At 56.8% G+C, this 15,309-nt stretch carries 16 protein-coding genes; 14 read left to right on the top strand and 2 right to left on the bottom strand.

Features of this window, described 5'->3' with window-relative positions; genetic code table 11:
* Window positions 1-113 precede the first annotated feature (113 nt).
* The 13 genes from ABLV30_RS12580 (at window position 114) to deoD (ending at window position 12,513) form a co-directional block, all read left to right on the top strand.
* Window positions 114-527, top strand: coding sequence for a DNA polymerase III subunit psi (locus ABLV30_RS12580; protein ID WP_014837349.1), 414 nt, complete (start codon window positions 114-116; stop codon window positions 525-527).
* A complete protein-coding gene (gene rimI, locus ABLV30_RS12575; protein WP_004098383.1) occupies window positions 496-942 on the top strand; it encodes a ribosomal protein S18-alanine N-acetyltransferase in 447 nt (148 codons plus the stop codon). Before ABLV30_RS12580 ends, rimI begins: the two co-directional genes overlap by 32 nt.
* A 14-nt stretch (window positions 943-956) precedes the next feature.
* Complete coding sequence (yjjG, locus tag ABLV30_RS12570) at window positions 957-1,634, top strand: pyrimidine 5'-nucleotidase (RefSeq protein WP_004098385.1); 678 nt, start codon at window positions 957-959, stop codon at window positions 1,632-1,634.
* A 92-nt stretch (window positions 1,635-1,726) separates the two neighbouring features.
* Complete coding sequence (gene prfC, locus ABLV30_RS12565) at window positions 1,727-3,316, top strand: peptide chain release factor 3 (RefSeq protein ID WP_004098388.1); 1,590 nt, start codon at window positions 1,727-1,729, stop codon at window positions 3,314-3,316.
* A gap of 217 nt (window positions 3,317-3,533) precedes the next feature.
* Window positions 3,534-4,145, top strand: a complete 612-nt coding sequence (osmY, locus tag ABLV30_RS12560) for a molecular chaperone OsmY (RefSeq protein ID WP_014227828.1) — start codon at window positions 3,534-3,536, stop codon at window positions 4,143-4,145.
* Between the two features lie 124 nt (window positions 4,146-4,269).
* Window positions 4,270-4,431 (top strand): DUF1328 domain-containing protein, encoded by a 162-nt coding sequence (locus ABLV30_RS12555; RefSeq protein WP_003856556.1) that lies wholly within the window; start codon window positions 4,270-4,272, stop codon window positions 4,429-4,431.
* A gap of 120 nt (window positions 4,432-4,551) precedes the next feature.
* The gene (locus tag ABLV30_RS12550; RefSeq protein ID WP_004128693.1) at window positions 4,552-5,625 is read left to right on the top strand and encodes a patatin family protein; all 1,074 of its coding nucleotides are present in this window, start codon (window positions 4,552-4,554) and stop codon (window positions 5,623-5,625) included.
* Window positions 5,622-6,401, top strand: coding sequence for a metal-dependent hydrolase (locus ABLV30_RS12545; RefSeq protein ID WP_048262661.1), 780 nt, complete (start codon window positions 5,622-5,624; stop codon window positions 6,399-6,401). The genes ABLV30_RS12550 and ABLV30_RS12545 overlap by 4 nt, the downstream gene beginning before the upstream one ends.
* 146 nt (window positions 6,402-6,547) lie before the next feature.
* Window positions 6,548-7,825, top strand: coding sequence for a NupC/NupG family nucleoside CNT transporter (locus ABLV30_RS12540; RefSeq protein ID WP_224385030.1), 1,278 nt, complete (start codon window positions 6,548-6,550; stop codon window positions 7,823-7,825).
* A gap of 416 nt (window positions 7,826-8,241) precedes the next feature.
* Window positions 8,242-9,021, top strand: a complete 780-nt coding sequence (deoC, locus tag ABLV30_RS12535; RefSeq protein ID WP_014837351.1) for a deoxyribose-phosphate aldolase — start codon at window positions 8,242-8,244, stop codon at window positions 9,019-9,021.
* A 77-nt stretch (window positions 9,022-9,098) separates the two neighbouring features.
* A complete protein-coding gene (deoA, locus tag ABLV30_RS12530) occupies window positions 9,099-10,421 on the top strand; it encodes a thymidine phosphorylase (protein ID WP_014227832.1) in 1,323 nt (440 codons plus the stop codon).
* 52 nt (window positions 10,422-10,473) lie between these two features.
* Complete coding sequence (gene deoB / locus ABLV30_RS12525) at window positions 10,474-11,697, top strand: phosphopentomutase (protein WP_057173129.1); 1,224 nt, start codon at window positions 10,474-10,476, stop codon at window positions 11,695-11,697.
* Window positions 11,698-11,790: 93 nt separating this feature from the next.
* A complete protein-coding gene (gene deoD / locus ABLV30_RS12520) occupies window positions 11,791-12,513 on the top strand; it encodes a purine-nucleoside phosphorylase (RefSeq protein ID WP_004098401.1) in 723 nt (240 codons plus the stop codon).
* A gap of 49 nt (window positions 12,514-12,562) precedes the next feature.
* Here the strand turns inward: deoD and lplA are convergent, their stop codons facing one another.
* On the bottom strand, window positions 12,563-13,579 hold the full coding sequence (gene lplA / locus ABLV30_RS12515; RefSeq protein ID WP_014227834.1) for a lipoate--protein ligase LplA: 1,017 nt from the start codon (window positions 13,577-13,579) through the stop codon (window positions 12,563-12,565).
* 10 nt (window positions 13,580-13,589) lie between these two features.
* Window positions 13,590-14,231 carry a YtjB family periplasmic protein gene (locus tag ABLV30_RS12510; protein WP_014227835.1) on the bottom strand — a complete coding sequence of 214 codons (642 nt, stop codon included), beginning with the start codon at window positions 14,229-14,231 and terminating at the stop codon, window positions 13,590-13,592.
* Between the two features lie 104 nt (window positions 14,232-14,335).
* Here ABLV30_RS12510 and serB point away from each other — a divergent pair, with 104 nt between their 5' ends.
* A complete protein-coding gene (gene serB / locus ABLV30_RS12505) occupies window positions 14,336-15,307 on the top strand; it encodes a phosphoserine phosphatase (RefSeq protein ID WP_014227836.1) in 972 nt (323 codons plus the stop codon).
* Window positions 15,308-15,309 lie beyond the last annotated feature (2 nt).

The following is a 15,309-nucleotide window of genomic DNA, read 5'->3' as shown; positions in this document are numbered from 1 at the left end:
TTCGGCCTGCCTCTTTGTTGGCGGCGGGATGCGCTCCGACCGCCGCGTAGTTTGTTGGCGCAGATACGACGGATTTGCTATATTGCGCGCTTAATTAACAGGAGTGTTTCGCTATGACATCCCGACGAGACTGGCAATTACAGCAGCTGGGCATCACCCAGTGGTCGCTACGTCGTCCTGGGGCGTTACAGGGTGAAATCGCTATCTCGCTTCCTGGACACATTCGTCTGGTGATGGTGGCGGAAGAACCGCCATCGCTGACCGAACCGCTTATCAGCGATATTCTGCGCGCGCTGGCCCTGATGCCGGAGCAGGTGATGCAGCTGACGCCTGAACGCGTTGCGATGCTGCCTCAGGACGCACGCTGTAATAGCTGGCGGCTGGGCACCGACGCGCCGCTGCTGCTGGCGGGCGCACAGCTTTCCACGCCCGCTTTCGATGAACTTCAGACCAGCACGCCTGCTCGCATGGCGCTCTGGCAACAGATTTGCGCACATGAACACGATTTCTACCCTCAACCCGGCTGATTTGCCCCGCGCCTGGCAAATTGAAACGCGCGCCCACGCTTTTCCGTGGAGCGAACAGACGTTTGCCAGTAATCAGGGCGAGCGCTATCTGAATCTTCAACTGTCCGTGGACGGCGTGATGGCGGCCTTTGCCATTACGCAAATCGTGCTCGACGAAGCGACGCTGTTCAATATTGCCGTCGACCCCGCTTTCCAGCGTCGCGGTCTGGGCAGGGCGCTGCTGGAACGGGTGATTGATGAAGTTGAAAAACGCGGCGTCGTCACGCTGTGGCTGGAGGTGCGCGCGTCTAACGTCGCCGCCATCGCGCTCTATGAAAGCTTAGGCTTTAACGAGGCGACGATTCGCCGCAACTATTACCCCACGGTCGACGGACGTGAGGACGCCATCATAATGGCACTGCCAATCAGTATGTAAGACAAGGTGATACGATGAAGTGGGACTGGATTTTCTTTGATGCCGACGAAACGTTATTTACGTTTGACTCATTTAGCGGCCTACAGCGGATGTTTCTCGACTATAGCGTGACGTTCTCCGCAGAGGATTTTCAGGACTACCAGGCCGTGAATAAGCCGCTATGGGTGGATTATCAAAACGGCGCCATTACCTCTCTTCAGCTGCAGCATCAGCGCTTTGACGGTTGGGCGGAACGCCTGAACGTCCCTCCCGGCGAGCTGAACGCCGCGTTTATGAACGCGATGGCGGAGATCTGCTCGCCGCTGCCGGGAGCGGTATCGCTGCTTGATTCGCTGCAGGGGAAGGTAAAAATGGGCATCATCACCAACGGTTTTACCTCACTGCAGCAGACGCGTCTTGAACGTACCGGACTGCGCGATCACTTTGATTTGCTCATTATTTCCGAAGAGGTTGGGGTGGCTAAGCCGGATGCGCGTATTTTCGACTATGCGCTGGCGCAGGCGGGCAATCCCGATCGTTCGCGGGTGCTGATGGTTGGCGATACGGCGGAATCGGATATTCGCGGCGGCGTGAATGCCGGCCTGGCGACCTGCTGGTTCAACCCCCATCAGCGCGAACTGCCCGCGGACCTCCGCGCGGACTGGACGGTCACCTCTTTAAGCGAACTGGAGCAACTCCTGTGTAAACACTGATTGCCTCCCCCCCATTGATGGGTAAAATAGCCGCAATTTTTTCGTATTCAACATGCGCGGCGCGTTGCCGCGTTTACTAAGAAGATTGAATTATGACGTTGTCTCCTTATTTGCAGGAGGTGGCCAAGCGCCGCACTTTTGCCATTATTTCTCACCCGGATGCCGGTAAAACGACCATTACTGAAAAGGTACTGTTATTCGGACAGGCTATTCAGACCGCCGGAACGGTGAAAGGTCGCGGCTCCAGCCAGCATGCGAAATCTGACTGGATGGAGATGGAAAAGCAGCGCGGTATCTCCATCACCACGTCCGTGATGCAGTTCCCGTATCACGACTGCCTGGTTAACCTGCTGGATACCCCGGGCCACGAAGACTTCTCCGAGGATACCTACCGTACCCTGACGGCGGTGGACTGCTGCCTGATGGTTATCGATGCCGCGAAAGGCGTCGAGGATCGTACCCGTAAGCTGATGGAAGTCACCCGTCTGCGCGATACGCCGATCCTGACGTTCATGAACAAACTCGACCGCGACATCCGCGATCCGATGGAGCTGCTGGATGAAGTGGAAAACGAGCTGAAAATCGGCTGCGCGCCGATCACCTGGCCGATTGGCTGCGGCAAACTGTTCAAGGGCGTTTACCATCTTTATAAAGATGAAACCTACCTGTATCAGACCGGTAAAGGCCACACCATCCAGGAAGTGCGCATCGTGAAGGGGCTGGATAACCCGGAGCTTGATGCCGCGGTGGGTGAAGACCTGGCGCAGCAGCTGCGCGATGAGCTGGAGCTGGTGCAGGGCGCGTCTAACGAATTCGATAAAGAGCTGTTCCTGGCGGGCGAAATTACGCCGGTATTCTTCGGCACCGCGCTGGGTAACTTTGGCGTCGATCATATGCTGGACGGTTTAGTGGAGTGGGCGCCCGCGCCGATGCCGCGCAAAACCGACACCCGCACCGTGGAGGCCGCGGAGGAGAAGTTCACCGGCTTCGTCTTTAAAATTCAGGCCAACATGGACCCGAAACACCGCGACCGCGTGGCCTTTATGCGCGTGGTTTCCGGTAAGTACGAGAAGGGTATGAAGATGCGCCAGGTGCGTATCGGCAAGGACGTGGTGATCTCCGACGCGCTGACCTTTATGGCCGGCGACCGTTCGCATGTGGAAGAGGCGTATCCGGGCGATATCCTGGGTCTGCATAACCACGGCACCATTCAGATTGGCGATACCTTCACCCAGGGTGAAATGATGAAGTTCACCGGTATCCCGAACTTCGCCCCGGAACTGTTCCGCCGCATTCGCCTGAAAGATCCGCTCAAGCAGAAACAGCTGCTGAAAGGGCTGGTTCAGCTCTCTGAAGAGGGGGCGGTGCAGGTGTTCCGTCCGATCGCCAATAACGATCTGATCGTTGGCGCGGTGGGTGTGCTGCAGTTTGATGTGGTTGTTGCTCGCCTGAAGAGCGAGTACAACGTTGAGGCGATTTACGAGTCCGTCAACGTCGCGACCGCACGCTGGGTGGAATGCAGCGACGCGAAGAAATTCGAAGAGTTTAAGCGTAAGAACGAAATTCAGCTGGCGCTGGATGGCGGCGATAACCTGACTTATATCGCCCCGACCATGGTTAACCTGAACCTGACGCAGGAACGTTACCCTGACGTCCAGTTCCGTAAAACCCGCGAGCACTAATCCTCTCCGGAGCGCGGTTTTCGCCGCGCTCCACGCCATTTCCCCCTCAGATTGCCCTTTCTGGAAAGTTCTTAATTCTTACCGTTTTGCGCGCTTTTTTACCCGTTCATGCCGCACTCTTCCGCGTATCTACTACATTTAATAAGTAATTTTTGGAATCCTGGCTTAATAGACTACTTATTTTGCTTTACCTGCTTAGATATAACGAGGAACAACGATGACAAAACTTAAGAGCGGCAAGACACTCCTGGCCCTCTTCCTGGGCTCAGCAATAATCAGCGCTTCGGCGTATGCGGAAAACTCGACCGCAGATAGCGCAAAATCTGCAGCAAGCAATGCCGGGCAAGCCGTTGATAATTCGATGAACAAAGTCGGGAATTTTATGGACGACAGCACCATCACCGCCAGGGTGAAAGCGGCGCTGATCGATCATAAAGATATTCGCAGCACCGATATCTCTGTGAAAACTGAAAACAAAGTCGTCACGTTAAGCGGTACGGTTGACAGTTCAGAGCAGCATAAGCAGGCGCTTAGCGTAGCGAAAGCGGTTGAAGGCGTGACCTCCGTTAACGACAAGCTTAGCGTACAGAACGAAAAATCTGCTTCGCTGAAGGGCTACGCCGGTGACACGGCGGTGACCAGCGAGATCAAAGCGAAATTACTGGCTGACGATATCGTTCCGTCGCGTAACGTGAAGGTTGAGACCACCGATGGCGTTGTACATTTATCCGGTACGGTAGAGTCCAGTAAGCAGTCGGAGCGGGCGGAAGGTATTGCGAAAGCCGTTTCCGGCGTCAAAAGCGTGAAGAATGACCTTAGCGTCAAATAAATCTATTCACTAAAAAAATTTATTCTGCGGTCTTTCCGCAGGATGTGTAGCACCACAGGGTTGTGTATGCGCGGCCTGAGTGCGCAGAAAATCGACCGTCATTAACTATGGTAAGGAGAGACGTATGTTTAGATGGGGCATTATTTTTCTGGTGATCGCGTTAATTGCCGCCGCTCTGGGCTTTGGTGGCCTGGCGGGTACCGCTGCCTGGGCTGCGAAAATTGTCTTCGTTGTCGGTATTATCCTGTTCCTGGTCAGCCTGTTCACCGGCCGTCGGCGTCCCTAGACGTTAACGCGTGAAATACCGTCTTACATAAAGCCAGTCAATGTGACTGGCTTTCTCAGTTTCAGGGCGTTAAAAATTGCGTTACCTTTGTTTTTATAATAAGCCAGACAGGAAAGCAGGGTGGGGCAGCGAATTCCCGTTACGTTGGGCAACATTACGCCGTTATCTGTTAAACCCTTCCAGCCGGGCAGGCTCGCACTGGTGTGCGAAGGCGGGGGGCAGAGAGGGATTTTTACCGCCGGGGTACTGGACGAATTTATGCGCGCGGGATTCAACCCGTTCGACATGATGTTCGGTACCTCTGCCGGGGCGCAAAATCTCTCGGCCTATCTGTGCAACCAGCCCGGCTATGCCCGCAAAGTGATCACCCGCTACACCACCGCCCGCGAGTTTTTCGACCCGATGCGTTTTGTGCGCGGCGGGAATCTTATCGATCTTGACTGGCTGGTCGACACCACCTCGAAAAAGATGCCGCTGGCGATGGCCTATGCTGAAGATTGTTTTGCTCAGGGAAAAGAGTTCTGGATGTGCGCCTGTCGCGGCGATGATTACACGCCAAACTACTTTTCCCCCACTCAGCAGACCTGGCTTGACCTGATTCGCGCCTCCAGCGCCATTCCCGGTTTTTACCGCAGCGGCGTGCTGCTGGATGGCGTGAGCTATCTTGACGGCGGCGTCAGCGATGCGATCCCCGTACAGGAAGCGGCCCGCCGAGGGGCGCAAACCATCGTGGTGATCCGCACCGTTCCGTCCCAGATGTACTACACGCCGCAGTGGTTTAAACGGATGGAGCGCTGGCTTGGCGAAAGTAGTCTGCAGCCGTTTGTGAATCTGGTGCAGCATCACGAAACCACCTATCGCTCCACGCAAGAGTTCATTGAAAAACCGCCGGGTAAGCTGAGAATTCTGGAAATTTATCCGCAGAAGCCGTTGAAGAGTATGGCGTTAGGCAGCCGTCTTCCGGCGTTGCTGGAGGACTACAAGACCGGACGCCAGTGCGGGCGCTACTTTCTCGCTACCGTCGGTAAACTGCTGGCCGACAGACCGCCGCTGCTGCGCCATGCGCCGCGTATTGCGGTACCGAAAACGGTCGTTATTCCGCCAGCGCCGGTGGCCAATGAGATCCCTCAGGCGCCGGTCATCGCGGCGGTGCAGGCCAATGATGCCAGCTTTGAAAATGAGGACCTGGCGTGACCCTACGATTTATTGATACCCACTGCCATTTCGATTTTCCCCCTTTCACCGGCGACGAAAGCGCCAGCATTGCCCGGGCGACGGAGGCTGGCGTGACGCAGATCGTGGTACCTGCGACAGAAGCGGATAACTTCGCCCGCGTGTTAGCGCTGGCGGAGAAATATGATGAGCTCTACGCCGCCTTAGGCCTCCATCCGATAGCGATTGAACGGCATAGCGCAGAGAGTCTTGAACGGCTTGAAGCCTGCCTGGCGAAACGCGACGCTAAGCTGGTCGCGGTTGGGGAGATCGGTCTCGATCTCTATCGGGAAGATCCGCAGTTTGCACGTCAGGTTTCTGTATTTGAGGCGCAGATGCGGCTGGCGAAACGCTACGATTTGCCGGCGATCCTCCACTCCAGACGCACTCACGACAAGCTGGCGATGCTGCTGAAAAAGCACGCTTTACCGCGAACCGGCGTAGTGCACGGTTTTGCCGGTAGCCTTCAGCAGGCGGAGCGGTTTGTGCAGCTGGGCTACAAGATTGGCGTTGGCGGCACCATTACCTATCCGCGCGCCAGTAAGACCCGCGATGTGATCGCGCAGCTGCCGCTTTCGGCGCTGCTGCTGGAGACCGATGCGCCGGATATGCCGTTGAACGGTTTCCAGGGGCAGCCGAACAGGCCAGAACGGGTGGCTCGCGTCTTCTCCACCTTATGCGAGCTACGCTCTGAGCCCGCGGAAGAGATAGCGAATACCCTGATTGATAATACAAATGCGCTTTTTGCGCTTCCGTAGCGCTTTGCTGAGTGACCTGTGTCTCATTCCTGCCTTTTTATCTCATTGTTTTGCTTAAAATGTGTGAGCTGAAATGAGCATGATGGTTTCATGCCGTTATAATCGCGGGGTTTTAAGGCTGAACTCTCAATACACAGGGACTCTGTATGCAAATTATCATGGGACTTATCGGCATGGTGGTGCTGTTAGCCATCGCTGTGCTCCTCTCCAGTAATCGAAAAGCCATCAACCTGCGTACCGTCCTCGGCGCCTGGATTATCCAGGTGGGGATCGGCGCGTTAATTCTCTACGTGCCGGCCGGGCGCACCGCGCTGCTGGCCGTGTCGAACGGCGTTGCCAACGTGATTGCTTACGGCAATGAAGGGATCGGCTTTATCTTTGGCGGGCTGGTTTCCGATAAGATGTTTGAAGTCTTCGGCGGCGGCGGGTTTGTTTTTGCCCTGCGCGTCCTGCCGGTCATCGTCTTCTTCTCATCGCTGATCGCCGTGCTTTATTACCTCGGCATCATGCAGTTTGTTATCCGCATTCTCGGCGGGGCGCTGCGCGCGGTACTGAAAACCTCGCGCACGGAATCGCTCTCTGCCACGGCGAACATCTTCGTTGGCCAGACCGAAGCGCCGCTGGTGGTGCGTCCATATATCGCCACCATGACCCGTTCCGAGCTCTTCGCCGTGATGTGCGGGGGCCTGGCCTCGGTTGCGGGCTCCGTTCTGGCCGGTTACGCGCAGATGGGCGTACCGCTGGAATACCTGATTGCCGCTTCGTTTATGGCGGCGCCGGGCGGCCTGCTGTTCGCGAAGATTATCGTGCCCGAAACCGAGCAGCCCCGGGACAACCCGGCGATGGAAAAAAATGACGCCGATCCGCAGGCGCCGGCGAACGTGCTGGATGCCGCCGCGTCCGGCGCGGCTTCCGGGATGCAGCTGGCGCTTAACGTCGGGGCGATGCTGCTGGCGTTTATCGCGCTGATTGCCCTGGTTAACGGTATTCTCTCCGGCGTGGGCGGCTGGTTTAACCATCCGGACCTGTCGCTGCAAATGATTCTCGGCTGGGTCTTCTCGCCGCTGGCGTGGGTGATTGGCGTTCCGTGGAATGAGGCCACCGTTGCCGGCTCGTTTATCGGCCAGAAGCTGATTATCAACGAGTTTGTGGCCTACATGAATTTCGGTGAATACCTGAAAGCCGATGCCGAGGTCGCAGCCGCCGGTTTGCAGGTGATTTCAACCCACACCAAGGCCATCATCTCGTTTGCCCTGTGCGGTTTTGCCAATCTGTCATCCATTGCGATTCTGATTGGCGGACTGGGCGGCATGGCGCCTAATCGCCGCCAGGAAATTGCCCAACTGGGCATGCGGGCCGTGGCGGCGGGGACGCTGTCTAATCTGATGAGCGCCACGATAGCGGGCGTCTTCCTCGCGCTATAGCGCCGTCGTTAATCACGACCCTACCCCGCGGCACCGCCGCCGCGGGGAACTCTCCTCTGTGTGTTAAAATCCTATCATTTAATAATTATCTATTTATCAATAACTAATGATGCATCTGGCATTTTTTCGCACAAAATGTCCGCGCTGATATCGAGGTTTACCGCGTGGATATGTTACAATAATAACATTACCTCGATGCTGAGATTCCTGGTTATGCTTAAAGAGAGTCTGGCCTTCGGGGGGCATGCACAGGGATTTATTATGTGATTCATATCACTCTACAGTAATGCAAATTAGTAATTAGTTTTCATTAACTGTGATGTATATCGAAGTGTAACGGCGAGGGGATGTTACAATAGTAACAGACTCGCAAGGTGAACAAACTTTAATACGGCAATACGCCGTCGGAGTATGAAATGACTGATTTAACGGCAAGCAGCCTGCGCGCGTTGAAACTGATGGACCTGACCACCCTGAACGATGACGACACCAATGAAAAAGTGATCGCGCTGTGCCACCAGGCCAAAACACCGGTAGGGAATACTGCCGCAGTATGCATCTACCCGCGCTTTATCCCGATCGCGCGTAAAACGCTGAACGAGCAGGGTACTCCGGATATCCGGATCGCGACGGTGACCAATTTCCCGCACGGTAACGATGATATTGCTATTGCGCTGGCGGAAACCCGCGCGGCGATAGCTTACGGCGCAGACGAAGTTGACGTCGTATTCCCTTACCGCGCGCTGATTGCCGGCAACGAACAGGTGGGTTTTGACCTGGTGAAAGCCTGTAAAGAAGCCTGCGCGGCGGCAAACGTGCTGCTGAAAGTGATTATCGAAACCGGTGAGCTGAAAGAAGAAGCGCTGATTCGTAAAGCATCTGAAATCGCCATCAAAGCCGGTGCCGATTTTATCAAAACGTCTACCGGTAAAGTTCCGGTCAATGCGACCCCGGAAAGCGCGCGCATCATGCTGGAAGTCATCCGCGATATGGGCGTTCAGCAGAGCGTCGGCTTCAAACCGGCGGGCGGCGTGCGTAGCGCAGAAGACGCGCAAAAGTTCCTCGCTATTGCCGATGAACTGTTCGGTGCCGACTGGGCCGACTCTCGTCACTACCGCTTTGGCGCTTCCAGCCTGCTGGCAAGCCTGCTGAAAGCGCTGGGTCACGGCGATGGTAAGAGCGCCAGCAGCTACTAATACGTAATTTGCCTGACCTCAAGGCCGGATGCTGTCCGGCTGTGGTTGGTCTTTGACTCTTTCCTCGGGAGGTTATCTTGTTTCTCGCACAAGAAATTATTCGTAAAAAACGTGATGGTCATGCGCTGAGCGATGAAGAGATTCGTTTTTTCATCAACGGCATCCGCGACAACACCATCTCAGAAGGGCAGATCGCCGCGCTGGCGATGACCATTTTTTTCCACGATATGTCTATGCCGGAACGCGTTTCGCTGACCATGGCGATGCGGGATTCAGGGACCGTTCTCGACTGGAAGAGTCTTAACCTCAATGGCCCGATCGTCGATAAACACTCTACCGGCGGCGTAGGCGATGTGACCTCGCTGATGCTGGGGCCGATGGTCGCGGCCTGCGGCGGCTATGTCCCGATGATCTCGGGGCGCGGTCTCGGGCACACCGGCGGTACGCTCGACAAGCTGGAAGCGATTCCTGGGTTCGATATTTTCCCGGACGATAGCCGCTTCCGTGAAATCATTAAAGATGTCGGCGTCGCGATTATCGGGCAGACCAGCTCTCTGGCGCCGGCGGACAAACGTTTTTACGCCACGCGCGATATCACCGCAACGGTGGACTCTATCCCGCTGATCACCGCCTCCATTCTCGCCAAGAAGCTGGCGGAAGGCCTGGACGCGCTGGTGATGGATGTCAAAGTCGGCAGCGGCGCCTTTATGCCTACTTATGAGCTTTCCGCCGCGCTGGCCGAAGCGATCGTCGGGGTATCCAACGGCGCCGGCGTGCGGACGACGGCGCTGTTAACCGATATGAACCAGGTGCTGGCTTCCAGCGCCGGTAATGCGGTGGAAGTGCGTGAAGCCGTGCAGTTCCTCACCGGCGAGTACCGCAATCCGCGGCTGCTTGAGGTGACGATGGCGCTGTGCGTCGAGATGCTGATTTCCGGCAAGCTGGCGCAGAATGACGCCGACGCGCGGGCGAAGCTACAGGCGGTGCTGGATAACGGTAAAGCCGCAGAAGTCTTCGGCCGGATGGTGGCGGCGCAAAAAGGGCCGAACGACTTCGTGGAAAACTACGATAAGTATCTGCCGGCCGCGATGTTGAGCAAAGCCGTCTATGCCGAAGGCGAAGGGTTTGTCGCCGAAATGGACACCCGCGCGCTGGGCATGGCGGTGGTGTCAATGGGCGGCGGTCGCCGTCAGGCATCGGATCTGATTGATTACAGCGTCGGTTTCACCGACGTGGTCCGCCTCGGCGCGCGTATCGACGCGCAGCAGCCGCTGGCGGTTATCCATGCTAAAGATGAAAACAGCTGGCAGGAAGCGGCCAAAGCCGTGAAAGCGGCCATTAAACTTGACGATAAAGCGCCTGAAATGACGCCGACGGTCTATCGTCGTATCACCGAATAGTTATATACTGATCTGATCGCTTTTTTGCAGCGCAAAAGGTACGGAGAATAATATGAAACGTGCATTTATTATGGTGCTGGACTCATTCGGCATCGGTGCGACTGAAGACGCCGATCGCTTTGGCGACGTCGGTTCAGACACCATGGGCCATATTGCAGAAGCCTGTGCCAAAGGCGAGGCTGACAACGGCCGCAAAGGCCCGCTCAATCTACCGAATCTGACCCGTCTGGGGCTGGTTAAAGCCCATGAGGGTTCTACCGGTAAAATTGCCGCCGGTATGGACGGCAGCGCGGACGTTATCGGCGCCTACGCATGGGCGCATGAGCTCTCTTCCGGTAAAGACACCCCGTCAGGCCACTGGGAAATCGCCGGCGTGCCGGTTCTGTTTGACTGGGGCTACTTCCCCGAGCATGAAAACAGCTTCCCGCAGGAACTTCTGGATAAACTGGTTAAGCGCGCAAACCTGCCGGGCTACCTCGGCAACTGCCACTCTTCCGGTACCGTTATCCTCGACCAGCTGGGCGAAGAGCATATGAAAACCGGCAAGCCGATTTTCTATACCTCCGCTGACTCGGTATTCCAGATTGCCTGTCATGAAGAGACCTTTGGTCTCGATAAGCTGTACGAGCTGTGTGAAATCGCGCGTGAAGAGCTGACCGAAGGCGGCTACAACATCGGTCGCGTTATCGCGCGTCCGTTTATCGGCGACAAAGCCGGTCATTTCCAGCGCACCGGTAATCGCCACGATTTGGCCGTTGAGCCGCCGGCGCCGACGGTGCTGCAGAAGCTGGTCGACGAGAAAAAGGGCCAGGTTGTATCGGTGGGTAAAATCGCCGATATCTACGCCAACTGCGGTATTACCAAAAAGGTGAAGGCGACCGGCCTGGATGCGCTGTTTGACGCCACTATCAAAGAGATGAAAGAAGCGGGAGACGAGACCATCGTCTTCACCAACTTCGTGGACTTCGACTCTTCCTGGGGCCACCGCCGCGACGTTGCAGGCTATGCCGCAGGGCTGGAGCTGTTCGATCGCCGTCTGCCGGAGCTGATGGAACTGGTCGGGGAAGATGACATTCTGATCCTGACCGCCGACCACGGCTGCGACCCGACCTGGACCGGTACCGACCATACCCGCGAGCACATTCCGGTGCTGATCTATGGCCCGAAAGTGAAGCCGGGTTCGCTGGGTCACCGCGAAACCTTCGCCGATATTGGCCAGACCCTGGCAACGTACTTCGGTACGTCTCCGATGGAATACGGCAAAAACATGCTGTGATTATTTGCCCGGTGAGCCTCGCTCGCCGGGCCTTTTTTGTCGACCTGATTAGGCATAGCCGCCATCAGGTAAAACATTCAGAAGGATTTAACGATGGCTACTCCACACATTAACGCAGAAATGGGCGATTTCGCTGACGTTGTGCTGATGCCTGGCGACCCGCTGCGCGCGAAGCACATTGCAGAAACGTTCCTTGAAGATGTCCGCGAAGTGAATAACGTGCGCGGTATGCTGGGCTTCACCGGTACCTACAAAGGCCGCAAAATTTCCGTGATGGGTCACGGCATGGGGATCCCGTCCTGCTCCATTTACGCAAAAGAGCTGATCACCGACTTCGGCGTCAAAAAAATCATTCGCGTCGGCTCCTGCGGCGCGGTGCGTATGGACGTTAAGCTGCGCGACGTGGTTATCGGCATGGGTGCCTGCACCGACTCTAAAGTTAACCGTATGCGTTTTAAGGACCACGACTTTGCGGCGATTGCCGACTTTGGCATGGTGCGTAACGCGGTTGACGCGGCAAAAGCGCTGGGCGTTGACGCTCGCGTGGGCAACATTTTCTCCGCTGACCTGTTCTATGCGCCGGACGGCGGCGAAATGTTCGACGTGATGGAAAAATACGGCATTCTGGGCGTGGAAATGGAAGCGGCCGGCATCTACGGCGTCGCGGCGGAATTTGGTGCGAAAGCGCTGACCATCTGCACGGTCTCCGACCACATCCGTACCCACGAGCAGACCAGCTCCGCTGAACGTCAGACGACCTTCAACGACATGATTAAAATCGCGCTGGAATCCGTTCTGCTGGGTGATAAAGAGTAATCATCTCTTCCGCCCTCTCCCTATGGGAGAGGGCCGGGGTGACCGCACGTTAGCGTACCGCGCCGGCAATCCATGCCGAGAGCTCCCGCAGCGCTTTCTCCTGCTCCGGGAAATCCACGAGTAATGCATCGCACTCCTGCTGCAGCATATCCGCGCGGTAGAGGCATCCCTGCAGCCTGGCGGCCAGCGCTTCCAGCGGCGCCGGGTTGAGGCTGTCGGTAAAAATCTGCGTGCGCGTGATATGGCCTTTTTCGACGTCGAAATGGAGCTCTACGCCGCCCCAGGTAAAACGTTCATCCAGCAGATGGCTGAAGGCCGGAGCCTGGCCAAAGTTCCACTCCCAGCTGCTCTGGCGGGCAAAGGTCGCGGCAAAATTCGGCAGGTCCGGCATTTTCTCCGGAGAGATCACTTCGGCCTCCACGCGCTCGCCGTAATGGGCGAAGAACGCCTCCTGAATCGCTTCGCAAACCTGCTGATGGGTAATGCCCGGCAGCAGCTCGACCAGATTGGCTACCCGTCCGCGCACGGAGGTAATGCCTTTGGCCTGCAGCTTCTTCTTATCGGGATTGAGGTAGTTGGCCAGGCGGCTTAAATCGGCGTTCAGCAGCAGCGTACCGTGGTGAAAGCCGCGATCCATCGTTTCGCGATAGGCGGAACCGGAGACCTTGCGGTCGCCTTCGGCGGTTTTGACCACCAGATCGTTGCGGCCCGAGGCTTCCGCCGCTACGCCCAGCGCATTCAGCGCCGTCAGCACGATATTTGTGGAAACGGTTTTATCGTACTCCGGTTTGCCGGCCATAAAGGTAAAGCAGGTATTGCCCAGATCGTGGAATACCGCGCCGCCGCCGCTGCTGCGACGGGCCAGGCGCACGTTATCTTCTTCCATACGTCGGGTGTTGCACTCTTTCCACGGGTTCTGCGCGCGGCCAATGACCACCGTATCGGCATTGCGCCACAGAAACAGCACCCGTTGAGTCGCGGGCATCTGGCGAAAAATAGACTCCTCAACCGCCAGATTGAACCAGGGGTCGTAAGAGTCGGAGAGCAGCAGGCGCAGCGTGGACATGGCGATTTCCTTATTCTGATTCATCTTTATCTTCATCCTGCACCGGCTTATTGGCGGTGAGCAGGAAAGGCGATTGCTGCCAGCGGGTACGTTTACCCTGCAGCAGGGTGCGCGTCAGGACGACGCCGATGGCCAGAGATAGCAGCAGCATCAGACGCAGGATATTGGTGGTATTATCGACCTGCTGCGCTTCGGTGGCCAGGGTATGGGTATCCAGCGTCAGGCGCAGGTAGCCGAGCGGGCCGTTTTTACCCTGAACAGGTTCGACGATTTGCTGGTTGAAGTAGCCGCCGGCTTTTTTACCGTCCAGCGCCAGCCGATCGCGTACCTCGACGCTTTCGCCGGAACGCGCCACCAGGTCGCCCTGTTCGTCATATACGCCGGCGTCGAGGATCCGGCTTTTATGGGTAAGCTGATCCAGCAGCTGGCTAATCCGCTTTTCGTCGGGCGTTTCGCTACGCATCAGCGGCGCCAGGTTGAGCGTGACCTGCTGGGCGAGCGTGCGGGCCAGTTCTTCCAGCTGCGGATTGCGCTGCTTCTGGCTGTTCTGGCTGAACCATGAGGCCCCCTGCATCAGGGCGACGAGGAGCGCGAGACAGATCAGAACAATCACCGCGCGATGCAGCCGGAATTTAAGTTTTGCGCGTACCATATTCCACCTTTGAAAATTTGCAGCTTAATGTTGCCAGAAGCGCTGGTTACAAGGTAGCCTCATGCGTTATTTTCCTCGCCTGAATGAAGTTATGTGGAGCCGTGATGCCAAACAGTTTGACCTGGTGCGACCTGCCTGAAGATGTTTCCCAGTGGCCTGGATTGCCGCTTTCCCTGAGCGGTGATGAGGTCATGCCGTTGGATTATCACGCCGGACGCAGCGGCTGGCTGCTGTATGGTCGCGGTCTTAACAAGCGTCGCCTGACCGAGTGGCAGCGCGAACTGGGGGCGGCCCTGGTGATTGTTGCCTCCTGGGCGGTCGACGACTATCAGGTGATTCGGCTGGCTGGTTCTTTGACGCTACGAGCGACCCGTCTGGCCCATGAGGCCGGTTTTGATGTTGCGCCGCTGGGTAAAATCCCGCATTTACGTACGCCGGGGCTGCTGGTCATGGATATGGACTCGACGGCGATTCAGATTGAGTGCATTGATGAAATCGCCAAACTGGCCGGTACCGGCGAGCTGGTCTCTGAAGTGACCGAGCGCGCGATGCGCGGCGAACTTGATTTTACCGCCAGCCTGCGCCAGCGGGTGGCGACGCTGAAAGATGCCGATGCCAATATTCTGCTGCAGGTGCGGGAAACGCTGCCGCTGATGCCGGGCCTGACCCAGCTGGTGCTGAAGCTGGAAACGCTCGGCTGGAAAGTGGCGATCGCCTCCGGTGGCTTCACCTTCTTTGCCGAGTATCTGCGCGACAAGCTGCATCTCGACGCGGTGGTCGCCAACGAACTGGAGATCATGGACGGTAAGCTGACCGGCAACGTTATCGGCGATATCGTCGATGCGAAATACAAAGCCAATACGCTGCGTAAACTGGCGGAAAAGTATGAGATCCCGCCGGCGCAAACCGTCGCCATTGGCGATGGCGCAAACGATCTGCCGATGATTAAAGCGGCAGGGCTCGGCATCGCCTATCATGCTAAGCCCAAAGTTAATGAACTGGCGGAAGTGACAATCCGCCACGCTGACCTGATGGGGGTATTCTGTATTCTCTCCGGCAGCATGAATCAAAAGTAAGA

It is taken from the genome of Klebsiella sp. CN_Kp113, from assembly GCF_040064585.1.
Classification (GTDB): domain Bacteria; phylum Pseudomonadota; class Gammaproteobacteria; order Enterobacterales; family Enterobacteriaceae; genus Klebsiella; species Klebsiella michiganensis.
Note: the sequence above shows the minus strand (reverse complement) of the source record. Positions and strands in the feature narration are given on the sequence as shown.

What these genes read in the sequence shown, in the direction of transcription:
- ABLV30_RS12580 (WP_014837349.1), top strand. Translation starts at nt 114, where the DNA reads ATGACATCCCGACGAGACTGGCAATTACAGCAGCTGGGCATCACCCAG.
- rimI (WP_004098383.1), top strand. Translation starts at nt 496, where the DNA reads ATGAACACGATTTCTACCCTCAACCCGGCTGATTTGCCCCGCGCCTGG.
- yjjG (WP_004098385.1), top strand. Translation starts at nt 957, where the DNA reads ATGAAGTGGGACTGGATTTTCTTTGATGCCGACGAAACGTTATTTACG.
- prfC (WP_004098388.1), top strand. Translation starts at nt 1,727, where the DNA reads ATGACGTTGTCTCCTTATTTGCAGGAGGTGGCCAAGCGCCGCACTTTT.
- osmY (WP_014227828.1), top strand. Translation starts at nt 3,534, where the DNA reads ATGACAAAACTTAAGAGCGGCAAGACACTCCTGGCCCTCTTCCTGGGC.
- ABLV30_RS12555 (WP_003856556.1), top strand. Translation starts at nt 4,270, where the DNA reads ATGTTTAGATGGGGCATTATTTTTCTGGTGATCGCGTTAATTGCCGCC.
- ABLV30_RS12540 (WP_224385030.1), top strand. Translation starts at nt 6,548, where the DNA reads ATGCAAATTATCATGGGACTTATCGGCATGGTGGTGCTGTTAGCCATC.
- deoC (WP_014837351.1), top strand. Translation starts at nt 8,242, where the DNA reads ATGACTGATTTAACGGCAAGCAGCCTGCGCGCGTTGAAACTGATGGAC.
- deoB (WP_057173129.1), top strand. Translation starts at nt 10,474, where the DNA reads ATGAAACGTGCATTTATTATGGTGCTGGACTCATTCGGCATCGGTGCG.
- deoD (WP_004098401.1), top strand. Translation starts at nt 11,791, where the DNA reads ATGGCTACTCCACACATTAACGCAGAAATGGGCGATTTCGCTGACGTT.
- lplA (WP_014227834.1), bottom strand. Translation starts at nt 13,579, where the DNA reads ATGTCCACGCTGCGCCTGCTGCTCTCCGACTCTTACGACCCCTGGTTC.
- ABLV30_RS12510 (WP_014227835.1), bottom strand. Translation starts at nt 14,231, where the DNA reads ATGGTACGCGCAAAACTTAAATTCCGGCTGCATCGCGCGGTGATTGTT.
- serB (WP_014227836.1), top strand. Translation starts at nt 14,336, where the DNA reads ATGCCAAACAGTTTGACCTGGTGCGACCTGCCTGAAGATGTTTCCCAG.